Genomic DNA, 23,667 nt, shown 5'->3' with positions numbered 1-23,667 from the left:
GTATATTTCAGTTTTCAGGAAATGCAGGTAAGCCATTAACATAGCCTACCTCTTTTGTTTCATGGTTAACGCTGCAGCAAAAAGTATTGATTCCATTTGTAACGACAAAGTAAGGAGCTTTCAGAACGAAGTTATAGGTTGCTGCCTGCTTAAAAACAGCATCAGTGATTTTGACGTCCGGGGCTTTGCATTCAATCAGAAGAAAAGGTATAGCATCTCTGTTATAAACAACAATGTCTGACCTTTTCCGTAGCTTGTTATAACTAAGTCCCGACTCACATTTAATTAGAGATTTAGGATAATTGAATTGAGTAATCAGAAGATTTATAAAATGTTGCCTTACCCATTCTTCAGGAGTTAAAACAACATACTTTTTTCTTAGTATATCAAATATCCATGTTTTATTTTCGTAGTCTTTAATTTTAATATCGAATGCGGGGAGTTTGAGGGGAATCATAAAAACAAATTTATCAAATTTTTTAATGCCATGAAAACAAAGGATGAAATCGTAAAGGACTGGTTACCAAGATATACAGGTACACCCATTTCCGAATTTGGAGAATATATTCTTCTTACAAACTTTATCAACTATGTTGAACTGTTCGCGGAAAAATTTAAGGTAGAGGTTCAGGGAAGAAACAGGGCTATGCAAACAGCTACTGCCAATAATATTACGATTATTAATTTTGGAATGGGAAGTGCCATGGCTGCAACTGTAATGGACTTGCTTTCGGCAATTCCTCCCAAGGCTGTTTTATTTCTCGGAAAATGTGGCGGTCTGAAAAAAACAAAATTAGGAGATCTGATACTTCCAATTGCGGCAATCCGTGGAGAAGGTACTTCTGACGATTACGCACCTCCTGAAGTTCCTGCCCTTCCTTCCTTTCGCTTACAAAGAGCTGTATCCAGTATGATAAAAAAACATGAACTGGATTATTGGACAGGGACAGTTTACACAACTAACAGAAGGGTGTGGGAACATGATGAGAAATTCAAACAATACCTCAGAGACATTCGCACAATGGGTATTGACATGGAAACTGCAACTATATTTGTTGTGGGTTTTATGAATGGAATTCCACACGGAGCATTGTTATTAGTTTCTGATAATCCTATGGATCCTGAAGGGGTAAAAACAGAAAAAAGTGACAAAACAGTAACTGAAAAATATGTAAAAAGACATCTCGAAATAGGTCTGGACTCTCTCACAGAGCTTGCCGGATCAGGAGAATCTGTCAAACATCTAATTTTTGAATAAAAAAGAGGGACTTAAAATTTGAGTCCCTCTTTTTATTTCTTCTGCAGGTAAGCTGAAAACATCCAGACCTGTTTTTCTTTCTGCTTGATATAATCACTCATCAAAGAATTTGTACCCTCGTCTTCCGCATCAGAAGCCAGTTTTAAGATTTTTCTTTCCTCTACTAAAAGTATCTTAAATGCCTGAAGAATGAGAGAGACAGCTTCGGTACCTTCAAATATATTCTTAGCTTCTTTTATCTCTGATTTCTTTTGGTAATCAGAAAAGGTATGCTCAGGCACAAAACCCAAAGTAAGAATCCTTTCAGCAATCTCATCAATTTTTATTTGCACATCATTGTAGAGTTCTTCAAACTTAGCGTGCAATTCGAAAAACTTTTCACCTTTTATATTCCAGTGAAATCCTCTAAGATTCATATACAATAGCTGATAGTTGGCTAACAGAATATTAAGTTCATCTGACAGGATCTGAGACTTTTTTAAATCCAGACCGATTAAGCTTGCATTTTCCATTTCGTTCAGTGTTTATTATAATTCAAAAATAGAAAGCCGGATTGAATAGAAAAAATCAATAATATCAATAAAGATATAGATAAAACTTATTTCTTAGACGAATTTATGTTGTACTCTTCCCAGAAAAAAAGAGGGTTAATTTGAAACAAAGTCTCCAATACTTAATTTTACCTATAGGCTTAATAGACTTATTCTAGGGGGCAAGTGCAATTACTTAGAGAATTAATCCTTCTACTATGGACTTTAAAAAACCTAATATCAATCCAGAAAATAAGATGGCAGCATTTATTTTTATGTATGTCCTCTTTATATTTTTTGCACAGGCCCTACTGAAATTAAAGCCTGAAAATACTACTTCAATACAATACATCAACGAACAAAAGTCCTGTATCATAAGGACTATCAGCGAATAAACATTCTCTTCTGCTTAATAAAACCTAATACTTATTATGAATGAATTATTACTGAGCATATCTATACCAGTATTTTTATTGGCTATTACCGTAGAGTATTTTTTTTCAAAAAAAAAGAATGTTGAAGCATTTACATTTAACAGTACCATCTCAAATTTGAGTATAGGTGTAGCTGAGCGACTTTCAAATCTTGCCTTGACAGGCATCTTCTATTCGATATTCACATATATTTATAATCACTTTGCCATCTTTACCATTAAAGAAACACTCCCCTCATGGATATTGATTTTATTTTTAACTGATTTTATTTGGTATTGGTATCACCGGTTTAGTCATGAGGTAAATATTCTTTGGGCAGCTCACATAGTTCATCATCAAAGTGAAGAATTTAATCTAACAGTATCTGCAAGGATTACGGTATTCCAGGCTCTGATCAGAAATGTCTTCTGGTGTATACTGCCCTTAATAGGATTTCCTGTACATATGGTAATTATGATTCTTATTATACATGCAGCTTATAGTTTCTTCACCCATACAAGAATGGTGGGTAAACTTGGTTTTCTAGAATACATTTTTGTGACGCCATCCCACCATCGAGTACATCATGCCTCCAATGCTCATTATCTTGATAAAAACTATGCGGATATATTTATAATCTGGGACAAACTCTTTGGAACCTTTGCAGAAGAAAAAGAAGAGCCTCAATATGGACTCACACACCCATTAAACAGCAGAAGTTTTCTTTGGCAACATTTCCATCAATTGCTTGAGCTGATTGGTTCTATAAAGAATGCTCCGGGATTAAAACAAAAAATAAAAATTATACTTGGTAAACCTGAAACTTTATCTCCAGAGATTCGACCACAATTAGAAAAGAAATTTCTTTCAGAAAAAAATGTCGCTAATAATCTAAAGAGAGAGATTCAAAAAAAATATATATTGGCACAAATAAGTGCTGTCATTATACTGCTTGCATTGCTCGCCCCTCAATACCAAAACATATCACTCGGAATGATATTGCTATTAAATGCCTTAATTCTAATTACACTCATCAATTGTGGCGCTATATTGGAACAAAAAGCCTGGATCTTCCATCTTGAATGCCTGAGATTTATTATCATTTCGGCCATCCTGTCCTTCTATTTCCCCGACCCCGCTCTTATTTCAGTGCTGCTAAATGCAATCATCCTGCTTTGCTTTTTCTACTCTGACTTTAAGAGAATGTTCCTGGTATTTATCTATGGTAAATTTTTTTATGGCAGAGCAGTTAATTTAAGTAGTAAGCTTTTTAAGTAGTAAGTGATAAGTTTTAATTAATAAGCGGAAAGGGACAAGGCTGCAAGCTGAAAGTGACATTTTAGAAAGCTATACAATTTTTCTCTGTGTACCTCAATGTAATAATCGAAAGCAAGATCCAGCTCTGATTTGGAAAGCTAAAAACGGAAAATAGAAAGTAAAAAACGGCTCTTGCATTTTTTCTCTGTGTAATAATCTACATTAAAGTTATAAGTGAAAGCTTAGGTTATTACAATAAGCTTTATGATTTCCCTAAGGTCAATAATAAGTAGTTAAGCATCTAGTTCTAAATATTAATTAAGTAAGAAGAATCCAGTTATTTTTTCTATATGAAACCTCTTGCTCCTATTAGGATTTCTTTTTTGAATAATGAATAGGAAGCTTGAAGTTCTCTTTACAAAAATGATTAAGCTTATAAAAAAGCAAAAGCCTGCTTCGTTTGAAGGCAGGCTCTCACAAAAGAGAAAAACAAATTTATTATTGATTGTTTAAGGTCAGAATTTCTTTCTGCTTGCTTAACGTTTCAGTATCAAAATTCAGGAAGCCATAATCATGGTTGTATTTTTGTCCCTGATCTAATACCCATGACAAGAAGAGACGGATATTTTTATTATCGTTTGCTGTGTCATAAACTACATTGACATTTTCAACAGGAATTGAAGATATTTCTTCTTTTTCAAGTTTTTCAATCACCTTATCAAGATTGTCAAATATTTTTTCATCAGCATCCAGCTTTCCATTGTCATTGATATCGAGTGGAAGTACAGCAATCCCATCAACAGTTCTTCTTGTTGAAAGATCATAAATGAATCCAAGATTATTATAAGTTACTCCCGCTGTATCTTTCTTTACAGCTTGAATAAGATATTTATCATCACCACTTATTCCTTTTCCTTTTATAGCAGACTGCTCAAATCCGAAATGATCTGCAAAGGCAATAGGTGCGCAGGATCTGCTTTCACGGGTATATAAATTCACCTCATACTTCTGCTTTTTCTTTTTCTCTTCAAACTGCTCATTCTCATCTTCAAAAAACAATTCCTTATACTCCTTTTCCTTTAACCCCTTTTCTGAAATATTTTTTAAAGCCGGATTATTAATATTGGCAACTGGAAGTATAGCATATTTTCCCAGGACAACAGATTTCTCACTTTGAGGAATTTCCTCCTTTTTTCTTTCGTAAGAGACAATTTTCAAATCAGCAGTTTCATTCGCCTGTAACTTAGAAACCACTTTTACATCTACCTCCGGATGAAGTGCTTCATACTCTTTAGCCCATTTCTCAAGAAGTGGATAAGTAAACTTAGTTCCTGTAATGACTAATTTTTCCTGGCTGATATTCTGAGCATTCAAAGATGCTGATGCCAGTAACAGAAGAGCGGCATTTAGTAGTCTTTTATTCATTTCTTTCTATGTTTTAAGATGAATTATTAAGGGAAAAAACAAATTCTAAATAAACTCTATAGAATTAATAGACAAATATAAAAATTGTTTCACAAGACGAATAAAAAATAAAACTGAAGTTGAGAAGAATACCTAAAAACCTTTAACCAGCTCTGAAGAAAATTGGAAGAACTTGACTTTTGGAGTTTACTAATAGCAACAAAAAATGTACTACCAAAGCAAAGTATACTGAAAAAAACAATATTGTACTTTTCTAATAAACTTTAGTATCTGATTTTGATTTTCATAAATTACAGATTGGTTAAGTATAAAAATTGGTTACGAAAATGGATAGAAGCGTATGAATTGTCAGATACTACGAACAACAATACTTCTGAGTTTCAAAAAATTTAACAACACAGTTTCCCGAATATGAGAATACCCTTACTCATTTTATTAATCATCTTTTTTGATTTGACTTTATCGAAAGGACAGGCAGTTGTTGTCAATCCAAATCCGGTAACTGTACATATCAATTCAAACAATCCCAGAATTCCATTTCCCCAATTTCTGGATTATAAAGGTGGAAAAACTCTTGGCCGCGATAATGCTGATGGGATCACCGACATTGAAATGGAAAAAAATACAAGGGAGGCTTACCAGATTATGATGAATCGTGCGACTTACGAAGGTACCACGGTGCAAGGGACAAAATACATTATTTTCAACCCTCCTGGAATGGGATCAACAGGACCAGAACCTGATTGTTCTGAAGGAGATGGATATGCTTTGCTTGCTGCTGCCTATATGGCTGATAAACCCACATTTGATGGTTTATACATGTACATCCATGACCATAAAGGTAGTGTGGTAGAATTGTTTTCTAAATGCGGTACTATCAGGAATCCTACATATCCTTATGGTAAAGGAACTCAGGCATGGAGGGTTGGTAATGCAGATACTGATAAGAACTCTGCATCCGATGGTGACTTTGACATCGCAATGGCACTCCTAGTTGCATATAGACAATGGCCAGCGCTCGGCATAAAAGATGATTGCGGCTCTGTAAGAACTTATAAAAAGTTGCTGATTAATTATCTGAAAACAATCAGTGATACAGTTTTCTTTTCCAATAATGATGGAAATCCTAACCCAAGACAAGATCCAAATGGCGGCAATGGGTATTACTGTGGAGATATCGGATTTGACGGATATGTTAAAAGTGGAAATACCTGGGGCGAAATGACAGACTGGGTTCAGACTAAAACACCCAAAGGCTATTTTTTCAATGGAAGAACTATTTATCAAAGGATGACATATCCCACATCAAAGTGGCTTGATTATATCGCCCCTTCCTATTTCAGAGCATTTGCCGAATTCCTTGAAGAGGAAGATCCCGTTGCACACAACTGGAATATTAATCAGTTCCGCAGAGCTGAAGCCTCTTCAGATTGGATAATGGGGCAAATTTATAAACAAGGAAAGCTCCCTACTGGTGGATTAATTAACCCAATACCACCAGGATCTAATCCGACTTTAAGTTTCAGTGATGCCAATTTTGCTGAAGATGCCAGAAATCCATGGAGAACTATAGTTAATTATGTATGGAATGGCCATCCAACCACAACATGGGATCCTGGATTACATGAACCACAGCCCGGTGGAAATACATTTGAATATGATAATGCAATACGTCTTGGGAATTTTAGTAAACTAAGAAACAAAGGTTGTCATAAACTAGGGAATGACCCAACGGATTTGAAATTCGTAGGTCCGGCTATTATGACCAGTGATATAAGCATGGATCCTACTGCTGCAATAACGGCATATCCGGGAAATCACATTAATTACAACCTAGGATCATTTTCACCAGCCATTGTTGCCTATCACAAAGATCAAAACACTGCTGAAAGCAAAGATCTTATCGCTGACTGGTATAGGCAGCTGACTTTAATGTGGGATGCAGACATGGTAACCTCTCCGGTTCCTGATAACAGGTACATTAAAAGTGTGCCTAAGTATTTCCACGAATGGTTCAGAGTATTGGGTTTGCTTACCGTAACAGGCAATTACTATGCTCCTGCATTAATGGCTAAGCCAGATGCTGAAGCTAATCTTAAAGTTTATCTGTCGAACAACAAAACTGTGGCATCAGGGCCTAGAGTTGTGAACGGGGTAACAGTCACTCCTGGTGATGAAATTACATATACAATCAGCTATAGAAACTTTTCTATCCTGCAGGCTGAGAATGTAGTCATCACCTACCCTCTTCCTCCTGAAGTAGAATTCGTTTCAGCCGTTGGAGGAACAAATAGTGCAGGAGTAATAACCTGGAATATTGGCACCATTCCCGGATATACTTCAACCGGAGAATCTGGGGACGATTGGAAAACCTTTAATCCAAAGACTTATCCAACATATGGTGAAGTAAAGTTTAAGGTAAGAGTTAAAGCCGGTTACGAGAACAAAATCATCTGCAATCAAGCAACTATTGCAGCAAGCAACAGTGACTCTCATACAAGTAATGAATTCCCTAACAATGAAACTGCTACCTTTGAAAAAAACTGCGTAAATATCATCTCAAGGTCATTGTCAATTGCCAAAGTAGCAGACAGAAATATAGCTGCAAACGGTGATATTATTAACTATACACTTCGTTTTAGCAACTCATCCCAGAACGGGTGGTTAAATGGTGGACGTCCGGATGTAAGAGTAACATACTCATATGGACTCTCAGGACCAAACGCAGGCAACCATTACTTCAGAGTACTTCATGGAGCTCAGGAACCATATATCAACCCTGGTAATTACAGAATATCCTATTTCTTAAATGATGCAGCAAGAATAGGTATTTATGATCCTGTAAAAAACATCAATGGCTGGGACTTAAAGGTTACAATCCTTGAAGGTGGAGATCCTGACAAGGTTAAGTTTACATCTGAGCAATATACATTCGGGGAAGATGCTAACGGTAAATGGAATCAACGTCTAATAATGCGTTTTCCGGACACCTTAATGGCTACTACTCAGCATACAAATATGTTCTTCGCTAAAACCGGAGAACCTAATGCAGTATTATTTGTCCATAAAGGAATTGCAGCCCCATTCAGAATGGCTATTCAGTTTCAGGCAAAAGGAGGAAGCTCTGCATGCGGTACAGTTCCTGTTGGTCCTTTAATGGCTGATGACTGGTCATTTGATAATACTTTGGATGTTGGTACAAATGATAAACACCTGTACTTCCCGATATCACCTTCATGGTTCAATTATCAGAGTTCTTATAATCCTGCTTTATCTATCCCAGTTAATGATGTTCACGTAGATGCCTGTGAACCCAATTACAACAAAAACTTTGATCGTTTATTGGTTGAAGAGTGGGATGGTTATGTATGGAGAAGAATATTAGGAAGAGGACCTGTTCCAGGCATGGAAATGCAAAATGTATGTGTAACCGACACATTGCCTGCAGATCTTGAGTGGCAAGGCTTCACAGAATCTGAAGCTCTTGGCATTAAAGCTACCTACAACCCTTCGACCAGAGTTGTCACCTGGTGTACTCCTTCAATGTTACCGGGAGCTTCAGGAATGATCAAATATGCTGCTAAAGCAAAAAGTGATTGCAGTGCGGACATCCTGGTTGATAATAAAGCATGGATACAGTCTACTTCACAGGCACCAATTGACTCTTCATTTAAAGTATTGGTGACATGTAAGCCAATTCCTCCATTAAACCCAATTGCAAGTACAATAAAGAAAACTTCACCGGCTACTGGTTATGATATAAATGATATCATTCCTTATACTGTTTCTTTTAAGCAAACACAAGGAACTATCGCAAACCCAACATTACCTTCATCTACAGACTGGACAACACATTGCGGGGAAGGAAAAATGGATTTTACAAATACCAAAAATCCTGGAGGAACACCAAAGCTTGCAACCTATGACTACTCCCATGGTAAAAACGGAACACTTATTACAAAAATAAAGCCTGAACTAGCTCAACCATTTTCGCTTGTCTTCAGACATAATGGAGGAACACCAGTTTGTTCTGGAAATCCATTGAAAGGATTGTTGCTTACTTTTGTTAACAACTCCTGTTCTCAACTTGCCATCAAGTTATTTCAAAATGGTACACTTATTGGTTCCAAAGTAGATATTTCCTATCCTTCGCCTAATGATACACTAACAATCAAGGCTGAACTTATTGATAATAAACTATCAATATGGATCAATAATTTTAATGCATTGCCATATGAATTTGACAACATTACTTATATGACTGCCGGATATGTTGGTTTCTACAATTCAAATGAAGCTACCACTGGAGCAGGAAATCCATCTCACAAGCTCTTGTATTGGTACACACATTTCGACTCTGCATTTGAAGTGTCTTTAACAGATCCACTGGCTTCTAATGTAACATACTCAGCTTCTTCTATAACTAAGCTTTTCACTTCTGCAGGATTGACACCAGATCAGGCCATTCCTGTTTATAACAGTGTTAAAAACACTGTAGAATGGATTCTAAAAACAGGCAAATCACCAATGTTATTCGGAGATTCGGTAGCATTCAGTTTTTCTGTCAAATTAAACACATGTCCTAATGGCTTTGTGAATAACATAGTATTCGCTAACCTGATGGGAGTGCCGACTAATTATTTTGGAGCGCAGGAAGTTGATAAATGCGGATCTACATTACCTGTAGATTTCCTTTCCTTCACTGCTTCTAAAGTTGATGGGGGAGCATTGCTAAAATGGGCTGTTATTAATCAGATTGACAATAAAGGTTTTTATATTGAAAAATCTGTTGATGGCATTAATTTCGGTTCGATTAGCTTTGTTCCGGCAGCTAATGGATCTGCCTCAACTTATACATTCATAGATAAGGAGTTTTCAAATATTGCTTATTACAGATTACAACAAGTTGACTATAACGGACAATATGAATACAGCCAGATCAGATGGTTAAGTGAAGAATCGCCGCTGATAAAAATTTACCCTAACCCCTCTCTGGATGCATTTAATCTGCAGATTAACGGATTAGAAAACTTCCGTTTAGCAGTTTATTCCTCAACCGGACAAGAATTGGGTCAAATGGATAATCTACCTAAAGGAACTACATTAATAGGCAGTAACTGGGCTAAAGGAGTATATACTTTAAAACTGATTTCGGAAAATGCAGTGTACGTTTACAAACTGGTAAAAGAATAATTATTTTACTATTCAATATTCAAGGGCCTTTAAACAACCGTTTAAGGGCCTTTTTATTTATAAATATTTTAACTAAGGTTTAATACTATTTCTTTATATTTATAACGCATTAATAATCAACCTTACACTATCATTCTAAGGTAATCTGATATGGTAAAATACTTTTTACAACTTATTATTCTCCTTGTATTCATTAGCTCATGCAGCACTGAAAAGAAGCAACCTGAACATACTAATCAATTTGTGAAAGTAAGCAACACAGGCTTTTACGTGAATGGCAAACCCTACTATTTTTTGGGAGCCAACTTCTGGTACGGGATAAATCTTGGTTCGGAAAAGGGAGGCCAGAGAGCTCGTCTTATCAGGGAATTAGATCGACTTCAAGATTTAGGAATTACCAATCTTCGGATTGTAGGTTTGAGTGAAGGTCCAAATGACAAACCCTACAGAATGCTTCCGGCAGTTCAAACTGCACCGGGGGAGTTTGACGAGGATCTGTTAAATGGTCTTGACTTTTTGCTTTCAGAAATGGCTAAGAGAAAAATGTATGCTGTAGTATGTTTAGGAAATTTCTGGCCATGGTCAGGCGGATGGGGCCAATATATGTTGTGGAGTAAGTCTGTAGACAGCATCCCCTACCCTCCCCCACATCCAGGTGGAGACTGGGATAGATACCAGAAATTCTCTGCAAAATTTTATTCAGACTCTGCAGCTGTTCAAATGTATTACAATGCCGTCAAAAAAATTGTGACGAGAAAAAATTCAATCACAAAGGTTAACTACAAAGATGATCCAACCATTATGTCCTGGCAATTGTGCAATGAGCCAAGAGGGATGAACAATCAAAAAAAATATAATAAATGGATAGACTCCTCTGCTGCCCTCATAAAACAATGGGATCCGAATCATTTAGTCAGTGCGGGAACAGAAGGATATACGTCAGGACCAGAATATGCAGGGGTAGATGTCAAAGAGAATAATAACGGACCAGACATTGATTATGTAACCTGTCACGTCTGGGTTGAAAACTGGGGATGGTATGATCCGAAAAGAAATGATAAAACTTATGATTCGGCGGTCCATAAAATGGAGCACTATTTAAAGCTTCATGTTGATGCGGCGAGGAAATTAGCTAAGCCATTGGTAATAGAAGAGTTTGGACTCGCAAGAAATGATGGAAATTTTTCTCCATCAGCACTTACTACAGTAAAAGATAATTACTATGCAAAAGTATTCCAGGAAGCATACAACTATGCATCTTTAAGTTCACCGATAGCTGGTGTAAATTTCTGGGCATGGTCAGGAGAAGGCAGGCCAAAAGTTCCTGGTACTATCTGGAAAAAAGGTGATCCATTCACAGGAGATCCTCCGCACGAGCTTCAAGGTTGGTATTCAGTTTATGATACAGATACTTCAACCCAATTGGTGATTAAAAGATATGCTAATATGATGAATTCACTGGATTAAAAATTTACTTTTATTATAAAAAAGCAAAGGATGAAAAATCAAATCAATCCTTTGCTTTTTTTATTTTTGCCCAAATACATTTTCACTCAATAGATGAATACAAGACAGGAAATTGATCTGAGCACCTATAAACGAAGAGGGATGTTTGAAATCTTTTCTAAAAAACTTATTCCTTTCGTAAGCACTTCAAGTAATGTAGATATCACTAAGTTCAGAAAGAAGGTTAAAGAAAACAATTTCCGCTTTTTTGCTAGCATCTGCTTTGCGTTAAGCAAGGTGGTCAATGAAATACCTCAGTTCAGACACAGAATCATAGATAACAAGCTTTATGAGTATTCCAGCATAGATCCTGGTTACACGGTTCTTCTGCCTGATAATGAATTTTCATTTTGTTCTACAAGACATTCAGAAGATTTTATTATCTTCTATGAGAATATACTAAAGGATATTGAGAATGTATTATCAAATAAGGATGAATCCAATGGTGATAACAATCATCAGTTTTACATCACGAGTGTTCCGTGGTTTTCTTTTACGTCATTGACACATCCTTATGATCCTGTTAATGGAACAATACCAATCATTGCTCTTGGTAAATACTTTGAGGAAAACGGAGTTTATAAAATGCCTGTCGGACTTCAAATACACCATGGAATCATGGATGGGTATCATATGGGATTGTTTTATGAAAAATTGCAGACAATGCTTGATGCTCCAGAATGGTTATCCCACTGCTCGCTAGCATGAGATTTTGATGATTTGAAGCAGGAATATTATAGGGTGTATTAAAACTTTTATACGATTTTCTCATAAATTTCATTATAAAAATAATGTCAGGAAAAGTCCTGACATTATTGAAATATTCATGGAATAGAGTTACTCTTATATTCAGTTTAGTGTTTTACATTTATTTACCTCTTTCTACTTTATTTTTATATTAAAATTTTTCCTTCTCTTTTACTCCATCCTCTTACATAAAATATCAGCATCATTTATACCGTTAATTTCTTCTACTTAATCTGTGCTTCGGTTTGATTTATGAAGCGTTGTGATTGCCTATATTATATGGGAGTCAACAAGTCAGATTTCGATCCAATTCATTGACAAAGGTAAAACCAATAAAGTCCATTCATCAGTATAACTCTTTCATATAAATGGAAGAATCAGCGTTTCACAATTTTATGCAACGTGATTCCATTCTTGGTTTCGATGGTTAATATATATATACCTGTTCCCAAAGCTGCACCTATATTTCCGTAATCTGTTGCACCACCTGATTCTACCTGAATTCCAAGAATATTATCCACTTTATATCTGAAAATCCCTTTAAGTTTAATATTAATTCCATCATTATTGAATGGATTTGGATAAATACGAGCAGTCTCTTTCTCTTCAGTCTCTATACCTGTCACTATTGCTGGCGTAAACTCAATATAATTTAGATTCATATAATCGGCGTTGAATAAAATTCTCATCTTATGTACCCCCTGGGTCAGATCAAGATCCCTTACAGAAACTGTTTCCCAGTTTTGCCACCCACCTGTATTGGTAATAGTGACAGGCCCTGCGATATTTTCTCCATCCATTTCAACCTGAAGAGTTTTACCATCATCTGGTGCAGCCACTCTAAGGTCAAGATTATACTTACCTGTTTTTGATACATCCACGGTATATAACAACCATTCCCCATTCAGAATGTATCCGATATTAAATTTCCCCTCATCATCCATCGTGCTTTCTATATCCACCTCATCATTTCTGAAAGTAGCACCACCTTCGTTACCGTTTCCATTGGCTTCTCTGTAAGCAAATCCATCTCCGCCATTATCATATTCTTCTGCTTCAATGCGTCCTGGGATAACATGAGGTATTCCATTATAAGGAGTTGTTTTGTCCCTCGCACCCATTAAATTCAATGATCCATCGAAAGCATAAGTTTCACCTTTCCTGGTAATGTATGTTCTTGCAATATTGCCATACCTCAGCCGCAATGTGTCTCCCTGCAGTGATGTTACTGTTGCTTGTGAAAGCTTTCCGCTTTTCCAGCTGATCGAATCAATAAGGAATCCATTTCTTGCCCTCAAACCTTTTATATATCCATTTGACCAGATATTTGGAAGTGCTGGCAGAAACTGCACCTCATCATTCTGGCTCTGCATCAGCATTTCATTAACTCCCGAAACCGCACCAAAATTACCGTCAATCTGGAAAGGAGGATGAGCATCGAATAAGTTGTTGTAGGTCCTGTCTGGCGTCAACAAAAGTTTAATAAGGTTATAAGCGTGATTGCCATCCTCCATTCTCGCCCAGAAATTGATCTTCCATACTAATGACCATCCTGTAGCATTATCACCTCTCTGATTAAGAGTAACTTTTGCAGCATTGGCCAGAGTGGGCGTACCTCTTACTGAAATCTGATTACTCGGAAACAATCCATACAAATGAGAGATATGCCGATTCTTGTCGTTGGGATTATCCCAATCGTTGAACCATTCCTGCAATTGGCCAAATTTACCAACTTTATGTGGGGGAATCTTGGCAACGGCGGCCTTCACTTGCTGCCTAAAGGTGGCATCGGTATTTAAAATTTCAGATGCTTTGATGCTTGCATTAAATAAATCTCGGATAATCTGATTATCCATAGTGGGAGCAAAGCATGTCCAATACCCCTGGTGTTGAATTTCAGGGGAGGTACTTGGACAGGTCACCAGATAATTGTTTCAGCTCACTGTTTCTGTCACCAGGCTGTTCAGAAAAAACTGTGCACTACCTTTAAGTATAGGATAAATATCACTCAGATATATTTTATCTTTAGAAAACTGATAGTGCTCCCAGAGATTGTAGCACATCCACGCTCCTCCTGTTGGCCAATGCCCCCACGCCCCATCTATCGGACCAGTACGATTCCACAAATCGGTGTTGTGGTGGAGCACCCAACCACTGTTAACACCCCAATGGACCTGGGCAGATTGCTGACCAGGGGCTACCAGAGCTTTTGTTTTTTCAATCATAGGAATAGCACATTCCGGCAGATTTCCGGATTCTGTCATCCAGTAATTCATCTGGAAATTAATGTTGGTTGTATACTTGCTTCCCCAAGAGGGATACATGTCTTTGTTCCACACACCTTGTAAGTTTGCCGGCTGACTTCCTGGCCGCGAACAAGCAATCATAAGGTAACGGCCAAATTGATAATGCAACCGTACGAGCTGAGGATCATCAGAAGTGCTGAAGTTTGCCACTCTTTGATCAGTAGACAACTGTGATGAAGAATGACCAGGTCCAAGGTTGATATCTACCCTGTTGAACAGAGCCTGGTAGTCCGCAAGATGAGCGTTCAGAAGCTGTGTATAAGTTTTAGCATTGACATCATCAATATACTTGGTAGCCCTGGCAGCCTGGTCTCCACTGACATTATTATAGGCATTAAAATTAGATCCGATTGCCAGAATCACTGTCGCACTGTTTGCTCCAGTAACCGAAATACTATTGCTATTAGCTGTTACCGAACCTCCCTCAGTCTTCACCTTTACCCTGTTCTGAAATTTTACGGCATCTGCCTGCCCATTGAGAAGGAGCAAATCATTTCCGACATTAGAAGTGGTAACCGGAGTTTGTGGAGAATCCATACTGGTAGAAAAAGTAATTTTACCGGGCTGACTGGCAGTCAGACGTATGACTATTACCTGATCAGGATAACTCGCAAAGTATTCACGTATGTAATTTACACCTGCATATGAATAGGTCGTTCTGACAATGGCTGTACGAAGGTTTAGCTCACGATAATAGTTGGTGGCAATATGCCCTGAAAAGTTCAAGTAAAGATTTCCTACTGGTAAAAATCGTTCCTGTCCGGAACCTATCATATTACTTACAGTGGCATCTGCTGCAGTATAATTGCCTGCGAATATCTGACTCCTCGCTGTTGCCAGCGAACTGGCTGCTCCTGCTTTGTTATTGTTCCCCGGATTTCCACTCCAAACAGTACACTCATTCAATCCAATCACATCTCTGGACACTATTCCATATACCATCCCTCCTAAACGACCGTTGCCAATAGGCAAGCGTCAGTAAAAACAGTTCCTGCATCTTTGGTATACCATAAGGTAAGATCTCCCGGATTCTGACCTTTTATATGTCCTATTACCAGAAAAACCAGACACAATATGGCCGTCAGTTTATTTTTATTAATATTCATGAAAGTTTATTTTTAAAAATCCCTAAATACAACGAACTTCTTATCACCTTTCACTCACTTTCCTGTGCCTACCTTATCAATTAGCTCTCCTTCCACAGCCTTATACATTTCTATGAAGGATAGCGATTGACCTCAGCACTGACTGATGCAATTATTAAAATCATATTCAAATAGTGCCTATAAAGTCATACACAATTTCATTATTTATACCTGATTTTGATTTTTATAAACATAGCCCTACAATCATTCAAAAGATTTAGTAAACAAAAAATCACAAAATCGGAAGCCTTCCTGGGCCTAAATAAAAGGCTACTCCTACTGTTGTGAATCATGACCATTCTTTGGTTCTCCACAATATGTGTTGTAAGAAAGAAAAGATCCCTGCATCCGTCGGTTAATCTTATAACTCGAAGTACTTTAGTTTAATTTAAAGAAAATACAAACCTGTAATAAGGAACCGGCAGCATTCTTTTCCCTAACAATGAATAGAGCTTCAGGTTGTCTTCAAGGGCTCAGACGACCTGAAGCAATTACTTTCTGCAAGATTTAAAGTCCCTAATTATTTTTTCTGAATCTTAATAACTTTTGATTTTCCATTGTTTGTCAATCGCAAAAGATACATTCCAGAATGAAGGTTTTCACCAATACTCTTTTCACCTTGTCCAATTCCTGCAAGCAATATTCTTCCAGTCAGGTCACAAATTTCGTAATTGAACTCCTGTGGGCATTTTAATGTAATATCATCTTCAAATGGATTCGGATATATTGCGTGAGCTAGGTCCATTTCTTCATTCACTCCAGTAACTACCTCCTGAACCAACACTGTAATCGGATCAGATGATGTAACTGATCCTTTATCATCCGTTGCTTTGGCTGTGATCAAATAAGTTCCTGCCGGCATACCTGACCAGTTATAACTAAAAGGTGAGGTGTTGTCTGTACCAAGAAACGTTGTTCCACTGTAGAAATCAACTTTGGCTATGCTTCCATCTTTATCCGAAGCTGCAGCAGTTAGTATCACTGTCGAAAACGTGTTGAACGTACTATTATCTGATGGCTCTGTTATAGTTACTTCAGGAGGAATGTTGGCAAGGTCAAACGTTACAAAATTGATGTTGATATAGTCGACATCCCCTATTGTTAAACGCATGATCTTCTGTCCTGCGCTGAGCTGAATGTTGCTCACTCTGACAGTCTGCCAGGTTTGCCAGCCTGCAGTATTGGGAATAGGTATGTTACTGGTTATATTTGTACCATCCATGCTTAAAGACAGAGTCCGCCCATCTCCATTAGCAGCTATGCGGAGATCCATATTATAAACGCCTGAATTCTTAACATTGACTGTATATTCAAGCCATTCTCCGGAAGTTGCCCACCCGACATTATAGCCAGCCCCGATATCTGTGCAATTTTCAATATCTACATCTTCATTGTTTCTAAAGTAAACACCTGTTTCACTTCCGGGGGTCTGATCAAAATATGCAAAGCCATTCCCCCCCACGTCGAAGGCTTCAGCCTGGATCGTACCTGGAATTATATGAATCGCATTATTATATGATGCCTGAGCAACATTTACTTTCAAAGTGACCGCTGCCGATGTTGCTTTTGTACCAACATTATCGGTAGCTACGGCTGTAATAGTATAAGTTCCAGCAGGAACGTCAGTCCATGAACAGGTATAAGGAGCGATCGCATCATCTCCTAACTTTGTTTCTCCATTAAAAAACTCAACTTTGGAGATGCTTCCGTTCGGATCAGAAGCTGCAGCTGTTATGTTAATTGTAGCTGGCGCGGTGAACGAAGTATTGGTAGCAGGAGCAGTAATGGTCACAGCCGGAGTTCCATACTTAAAGAGAAAAGGCAGAAAATCCTGTAGGTCTTGTCTCCAGCATATAAAGCTATGAGCTCCCGTATGTTCCCAATAATTTACCGTGATTCCATTAGAGCGTAATAGTTTCATGGTTTCTGCCCCGTTACTGTAAGCAATATCACCAGTTCCACCTTGCCCGTAATAGAAATAGCGCATACTCTGTTCAATTTTTGCACCATTGGAAGCAAGGTAAGTTCTCATTACATTATAAATATTGTCGCCAATAAACCATCCAGAACTGAACACACCCAGGTAGCCAAAAAGGTCATAGCGATACAAACCGGCATCCAGCACCTGTAAGCCTCCCCATGAAAGGCCGGCCAGAGCACGGCTGTCTTTCTCAGGTTTTACTCTGTAAGTCTTTTCTATAAAAGGTATTATATCATCGCATAGTTCACGGGTAAAGAGGTTTGGAGCGAAATCCGGGACATCAGGCATTACAACAATCATAGGAACCGCCTTGCCTGAGGAAATGGCCTGGTCCAATATGGCTTTAGCATTCCCGTCAACTGGATTGGCCCATGTATAGTAACGTTGACCTCCGCCATGCATGAGATAAAATGTGGGATAATAGGTATTCTGATTATACCCATCCGGAAGGTACACATTCATTTTCCGGTTACTATTCATTGTTTTAGAGAAGTAAGTTACCTCAGTGATGCTGCTTGCAGCATTGCTATGAATGACTAACATTAAAGTAAAGATCAGACATAGAAATATTTTCAATCGGTTGTTCATCAAAGATCAGAATTAAAATAGTACAGATGACACATAGTTTTTAATCAATAATTTATTGACATAACCTCCTGCAAGTGCTAAGTTTCCTATCATCATAAATGAGTGACAGTCTTGAATGGCATAACTCACTTCTAATTTATTAGATTTCAACTGTGATTATTCTTTAAAAACTTTAAGCACTTTAACTAAGTTGTTCTGCTTTATTTTCAGGATGTACATTCCTTTGGGATAGTTTTTCTGAATATTGATTTCTCCTGCAGTAGATCCATCTTCCAATACCACCCCTTCCATGTTTAATAGTTCATAGACATATTCTCCAGGAATGTTGCAGTAAATTTTATCATTGAAGGGGTTTGGATAAATTGCAGTTATTTCCTTTTGAGTATCCTCCAGACCTGTTATGACAGTATTTTTAAACTCCACCCAATTCAGATTCATATAATCCGATTCAAAAACGATCCTCATTATCTTTTGTCCAGAGGTGAGATCGATCCCCGGGACAGTGATAGTCTCCCACTTTTGCCAGCCTCCGGTATTCGGAACTATAATGTCACCTGTGATGTCAACATTGTCCATTTCCAGATGGAAGGTTCTTCCGGATCCATCTGCAGCCACACGGAGATTTAAATCATATTTATCTGTTGCAGTAACATTTACCGTATATTCCAGCCATTCTCCTGAAAGGATATAGCCCACGTTGTAGGAGCCGGAAACATCCATCGTTGTTTCCACGTCGACTTCATCATTTCTTAAAGCAGCCAACCCCTCGTTTCCATTGGTATTGGCTTCATGAAATGCAAATCCCTCACCTCCCACGTCATAGTGTTCCGCTTCTATCATCCCTGGAATGGACCAAGGTGTACCTTTATATGGCCCCTGAGGAACATTTACAGAAAGAGAGATTTCTGAAGAACTTTTATACCCTTGACTGTCTGTAACAGTGGCAGTAATACCATGTGATCCGCTTGCAGCAGGTGTGTATTTTATTGAATAAGGAGCAGCAATGTCAACCCCTATTGATTTCCCATCATAAAAGAACTCTACAGAGGCAATGGTGCCACTTTGTGCCAGGGCTGTAGCAGAAATTGTAATTTCGGTGCCTGTAAAAAGCACATCTGTACTCTTTGGTGAGGTGATGATTACCGAAGGCACGGATGATGAAAAACTCCAGTGATCAACATTAAAAAGGCTTGTTCCACTTCCTTTAAATACCAGATAAACATTATGAACACCAGTTGTCTGATTTACTGTAGAGTTAACAGTCTGCCATGATTTAAACCCTCCTGTATTGGGCACCTGTAAAGTTCCTATTAAAGTTCCTGTTGCACTCCCAAGTCTTATTTCAATGGTCCCCCCTGCTTTATTGCTTGCCACACTTGCCGAAAATCTTCCTGCCCCTGATGAGCCAAAGTCAACTCCTTCTATCATCACCCAATCACTGTTATCGATATATGCCAGATTCATGCCTCCTGCACTGCAGACTTCTGTTTCTATGCCTTTATAGTCGCTCATTGTTTCTGCTTCCACCCGTACATAAGGATCAAGATATTTGACCTGTTTTACTCCATTCACCGTATTTACCATTTGTATAATGGTTCCATCTTGTCTGTGAGAAAAAGCATCAATAGCCAGGTTTCGGTGGTAAGCCATTCCGACTCCTGTTTGCGAAGCTACTATGCGGTTATGATAAATCTGATACCACTGACCGTTGAAAAAGATATTAGCATGATGGTTATTATTGTTATTGGTAGGAGGTTGTGGTGAAAGAACTCCCCCGTAAGTAAATCCGGACATAGGGTTGTTACTCACCATGTAATCAATCCTCATCCCGGCAGAAGGATTTGTGGAATAGGAAAAATAATACTTTCCATTATGCTTATGCATCCAGGACGCCTCAAAAAAATTGGGCACTGTAAACTTACCGGCAGAACCACTAGTGCTGATCATATCATTGTTCAGTTTAATCACACGCATGTTGCCATCACCATTACCTCCAAAATACATATACGCCTGACCATCATCATCAATAAACGTCATTGGATCGAAAAGCCAGCCGTTAAAAGGCTGAACTCCTGGAGTGCTGCCAGTTACAAAGCCACGTCCTACAGGATCTTTAAAAGGACCGGTTGGACTATCGGATACTGCCACACCGATAGCACTTCCACCATTTCCAAAGTAGAGATAAAACTTTCCGTTACGGTAAGAAGGAGAAGGTGCCCAGCTCAGGCCCGACCAAGATGCATCTCTGGGCACATCGAAGACTACTCCATGGTCTGTCCAGTTTTTCAGATCACTGCTCGACACACAAACGATGGAACTCATATCATAACTGTCATCATCGTTTTCATCATCATTGGAACAATACACGTACACCCTTCCATTATAAACAATGGCTCCAGGATCCGCCAGGAACCTGTATCCAACCAAGGGATAATCAGCAAAGGCATTATTCCAGATTCCCAGAAAAATTAAAATGAGTATTGAATGTATTATTTTCATAAAACATAGTTTTGATTAAATAACATTGAATGAAATTGACTTCAGGTGGTTATTGCAGTTTAATTACTTTAGCTGTCTTGGTGCCCTTTTCGCTGGAAACTCTCAGAAGATACTGACCTTTGGGAAGATATTTTCCAACTGTAGCATTACCGTATAAAATTCCTGACTCTATCACATGTCCTATAAAATCCTGAATCTGGTATTCCGTTTTTTCTTCACAGATAACCTGAAGGCCTTCTTGAAAAGGATTGGGAAAAAATTGAACATGTGAGTTGTTTCCCTGTTCCAAGCCTGTAATAACTGTAGTTTTAAATTCAACCCAGTTCAGATTCATATAATCTGAATCGAAAACAATCCTCATCACATGCAGCCCCTGCGTAAGGGGGATACCTTGCAAAGAAATGGTTTCCCAGGTTTGCCATCCTCCCGTATTCGGCACAGAGACGGTTTCTGTAATATCAACTTCATCCATTTCCACATGAAATGTTTTGCCTGTTCCATCTGCTGCAACTCTGAAACTTAAATCGTACATTCCGGTTGCGGCCACATTTACTGTATATTCCAGCCATTCTCCTTTAAGAATATAGCCGATATTAAAAGAACCAGACACATCCTTTGTCGTTTCAATGTCAACTTCATCATTTCTGAAAGTTGCTCCCCCTTCGTTACCATTGGTATTGACTTCATGATAAGAAACACCTTCACCTCCTTCATCATAAGCTTCTACCTGAATGATTCCGGGAATGGTATGAGCAGTACCGTTGAAAGGTCCTTTTGGAATGTTTACTGTTACACTTACTTTGCTTTCTGAGGCTCTGCCTGAATTGTCTGTGGCGACTGCCCGCAAGGAATGAGTACCTGCCGGAACATTGGTCCAGCTGTAAGTGTAAGGAGAAGTATTGTCAGAACCAAGCAAGATATTTCCATTGTAAAACTGAACATTGCTAATGCTTCCTGCAGTGGTGCTTGCAGTAGCAGCTATATCTATAACTGATCCTGCAGTAAAGGTTGCCCCATTTGCCGGACTTGCAATTGAAACGACAGGACCTGCATTCTGAGCTTCTGTAATATTGGCTCCTATCCGGAAAAAATCAAAATCAGCAAAACCGCCCGTTGATTTAGTAGCATAAGAAAATAATCCAAACCGGTAACCTACAAAATGCTCCAGGTCATAATTCATCTGAAGCATTGAACCAACTGCGCTCCATGTAGATCCGTTTAAACTGTAAAAGAAATAAGCTTTATCAGTCCTGTTGGTAAAATCGAAATCAATCCGCAGGTAAACAGTATTTTGATTTACTGGCACACTGGCAACCTCAACAGGTGTCCCGCCAAACCCCGTTCCATTTACCATCACAATACTTTTGCTAGTACCGGTCATCTTCACCCCTACAAAGCCGTATTTGTTTTGCAAAGCTACCAGACCGGTATAATCTCCATCTTTCATTCCTGAGACATCTACAGAAACATAACCTGAACACTTAGGACCGAAGGTTCTTTGAGTCAGAGTATTGGTAGTGCGAAGGACATTGGCATCCGTACGTTCGTTTGTCAACCTGAAATAGCCGCTACGCTGTGTCAGTGACCAGTAATTGTTCTGGGGATTATGATTCCATTGCCATTGAAGTTTTAAAGGAGGTACAGTACTGAATTCATCTGAAGTAATAATTCCGTTAAGAGTACCTGCACCTTTAGGAATATCCAGTGTTGCTGGTACCTGTCCGTTTACCCCCACTGTTGGCCATCCATTGCTCCAGGTTACAGGCATCAGATCAGGGATACGGCCTACTGCGCCATGATCATGGAAAAACATAGCATACCATTTTCCATCCGGTGTGTCAATATATTCTCCCTGTGCAGAACCATTAGAAGATTGAAATGCTACCCTGCCGGTATAGGCACCAGCCACACTTCCGGATCGGTGAATGATTTGTGTACGGCCTTTTCCAGAGGGCCAGCAGATATTGGACACATAATATTGCCCGTTGATTTTCTGAATCCTGGTACCTTCAGCTGTTAAAATCATACTGCTGCCTGCCACAGATGAAGCTTTGGGTATGATGACTTTGTTTACTCCTCCCGGCTGCTCTCCAGTCAGGTCTGGTTTCATTTCCGTCAACTGGATATCATCATGCCCATATGCAAAGTATACCTTACCATCATCATCAAAGAAAAGAGAATGATCATGATATACTTTATTTAAAGTGATCGTGGTCCAAGGGCCAGTTTCAATGTTGGTGGTTTTATAGATATAAGTTTTTCCTGTGGAATAGGAAAAAGAACTAACATAGAAAGTTCCTTTGTAATAGTTGATACTGCTGGCCCACGTACCTCCGCTGTAAGCTTCCATACCTGCATTAAGATTAAGAGCATCCGTATTGGCCATAATGGGATAGCAATAGCTTACCACCTCCCAGTTCACCAGGTCCTTTGATTTCATAATGGGCACGCCAGGATTGAAGTGCATAGTTGTACTGCTCATGTAGTAAGTATCCCCTACCCTGACAAAATCAGGATCAGGCACATCAGCAAAGATGATGGGGTTAGTAGCCATCTGCCCGGAAACAGTATTGAAGATGAAAGAGAGAACCGCAACTAAAAATGGAAGGTATAGCTTTGTTTTCATAGACGTATTTGAAAATAATGCCCCCTACAAAACAGCTTAAGATTTAGTAAACAAAAAGAAGAAAAAATATAATTCTGATGAGGAGTAAAAAAGATTCGCTTTCAAAAAAACTGAGAAATGATACAATTTTTAGTGGTCTAAGGACGTTTAAATTCTCTTAAAATTGCCACAAGAAATTCCTCGTGTTAAAATC

Annotated in this window: 13 protein-coding genes and 1 pseudogene; 5 read left to right on the top strand and 9 right to left on the bottom strand. The window is 38.4% G+C overall.

From position 1 onward, the window contains the following. Positions 1 to 7: 7 nt before the first annotated feature. The gene (locus K350_RS0108400; RefSeq protein ID WP_028979529.1) at positions 8 to 457 is read right to left on the bottom strand and encodes a type I restriction enzyme HsdR N-terminal domain-containing protein; all 450 of its coding nucleotides are present in this window, start codon (positions 455 to 457) and stop codon (positions 8 to 10) included. 30 nt (positions 458 to 487) lie between these two features. Here K350_RS0108400 and K350_RS0108395 point away from each other — a divergent pair, with 30 nt between their 5' ends. Continuing rightward, positions 488 to 1,258 (top strand): AMP nucleosidase, encoded by a 771-nt coding sequence (locus K350_RS0108395; RefSeq protein WP_028979528.1) that lies wholly within the window; start codon positions 488 to 490, stop codon positions 1,256 to 1,258. Between the two features lie 32 nt (positions 1,259 to 1,290). On the opposite strand, the gene K350_RS0108390 is transcribed toward K350_RS0108395, so the two are convergent. Continuing rightward, on the bottom strand, positions 1,291 to 1,770 hold the full coding sequence (locus K350_RS0108390; protein WP_028979527.1) for a Dps family protein: 480 nt from the start codon (positions 1,768 to 1,770) through the stop codon (positions 1,291 to 1,293). 449 nt (positions 1,771 to 2,219) lie between these two features. On the opposite strand from K350_RS0108390, the gene K350_RS0108380 reads away from it, so the two are divergent. After that, positions 2,220 to 3,479, top strand: a complete 1,260-nt coding sequence (locus K350_RS0108380; RefSeq protein ID WP_028979526.1) for a sterol desaturase family protein — start codon at positions 2,220 to 2,222, stop codon at positions 3,477 to 3,479. A 477-nt stretch (positions 3,480 to 3,956) separates the two neighbouring features. Here the strand turns inward: K350_RS0108380 and K350_RS0108370 are convergent, their stop codons facing one another. Then, complete coding sequence (locus K350_RS0108370; protein WP_028979525.1) at positions 3,957 to 4,883, bottom strand: type 2 periplasmic-binding domain-containing protein; 927 nt, start codon at positions 4,881 to 4,883, stop codon at positions 3,957 to 3,959. A 411-nt stretch (positions 4,884 to 5,294) separates the two neighbouring features. Here K350_RS0108370 and K350_RS0108365 point away from each other — a divergent pair, with 411 nt between their 5' ends. The 3 genes from K350_RS0108365 (at position 5,295) to K350_RS0108355 (ending at position 12,290) form a co-directional block, all read left to right on the top strand. Further along, positions 5,295 to 10,076, top strand: a complete 4,782-nt coding sequence (locus tag K350_RS0108365; RefSeq protein ID WP_028979524.1) for a glycosyl hydrolase family 8 — start codon at positions 5,295 to 5,297, stop codon at positions 10,074 to 10,076. Between the two features lie 150 nt (positions 10,077 to 10,226). After that, positions 10,227 to 11,543 carry a glycoside hydrolase 5 family protein gene (locus tag K350_RS0108360; RefSeq protein ID WP_028979523.1) on the top strand — a complete coding sequence of 439 codons (1,317 nt, stop codon included), beginning with the start codon at positions 10,227 to 10,229 and terminating at the stop codon, positions 11,541 to 11,543. A gap of 93 nt (positions 11,544 to 11,636) precedes the next feature. Next, complete coding sequence (locus K350_RS0108355) at positions 11,637 to 12,290, top strand: chloramphenicol acetyltransferase (RefSeq protein ID WP_028979522.1); 654 nt, start codon at positions 11,637 to 11,639, stop codon at positions 12,288 to 12,290. A gap of 416 nt (positions 12,291 to 12,706) precedes the next feature. Here the strand turns inward: K350_RS0108355 and K350_RS33100 are convergent, their stop codons facing one another. The 6 genes and pseudogenes from K350_RS33100 to K350_RS32305 form a co-directional block, all read right to left on the bottom strand. Continuing rightward, entirely contained in the window at positions 12,707 to 12,991 is a 285-nt protein-coding gene (locus tag K350_RS33100; protein ID WP_425423907.1) for a T9SS type A sorting domain-containing protein, read from the bottom strand. After that, a pseudogene (locus K350_RS33095) lies at positions 12,977 to 15,577 on the bottom strand (glycosyl hydrolase family 95 catalytic domain-containing protein); the annotation flags it as partial. The gene K350_RS33100 and the pseudogene K350_RS33095, both read right to left, overlap by 15 nt. A 5-nt stretch (positions 15,578 to 15,582) precedes the next feature. Then, complete coding sequence (locus tag K350_RS32310; RefSeq protein ID WP_156026972.1) at positions 15,583 to 15,741, bottom strand: hypothetical protein; 159 nt, start codon at positions 15,739 to 15,741, stop codon at positions 15,583 to 15,585. Between the two features lie 559 nt (positions 15,742 to 16,300). After that, positions 16,301 to 18,304 (bottom strand): Ig-like domain-containing protein, encoded by a 2,004-nt coding sequence (locus K350_RS30920; protein ID WP_051312974.1) that lies wholly within the window; start codon positions 18,302 to 18,304, stop codon positions 16,301 to 16,303. A 201-nt stretch (positions 18,305 to 18,505) separates the two neighbouring features. After that, positions 18,506 to 20,848 carry a carbohydrate-binding protein gene (locus K350_RS31945; protein ID WP_081670930.1) on the bottom strand — a complete coding sequence of 781 codons (2,343 nt, stop codon included), beginning with the start codon at positions 20,846 to 20,848 and terminating at the stop codon, positions 18,506 to 18,508. Positions 20,849 to 20,897: 49 nt separating this feature from the next. Next, entirely contained in the window at positions 20,898 to 23,474 is a 2,577-nt protein-coding gene (locus tag K350_RS32305; protein ID WP_156026971.1) for a beta-xylosidase family glycoside hydrolase, read from the bottom strand. Between the last annotated feature and the right edge of the window lie 193 nt (positions 23,475 to 23,667).

The organism is Sporocytophaga myxococcoides DSM 11118 (genome assembly GCF_000426725.1).
GTDB lineage: Bacteria > Bacteroidota > Bacteroidia > Cytophagales > Cytophagaceae > Sporocytophaga > Sporocytophaga myxococcoides.
This window is presented reverse-complemented; position numbering and strand designations above follow the sequence as displayed.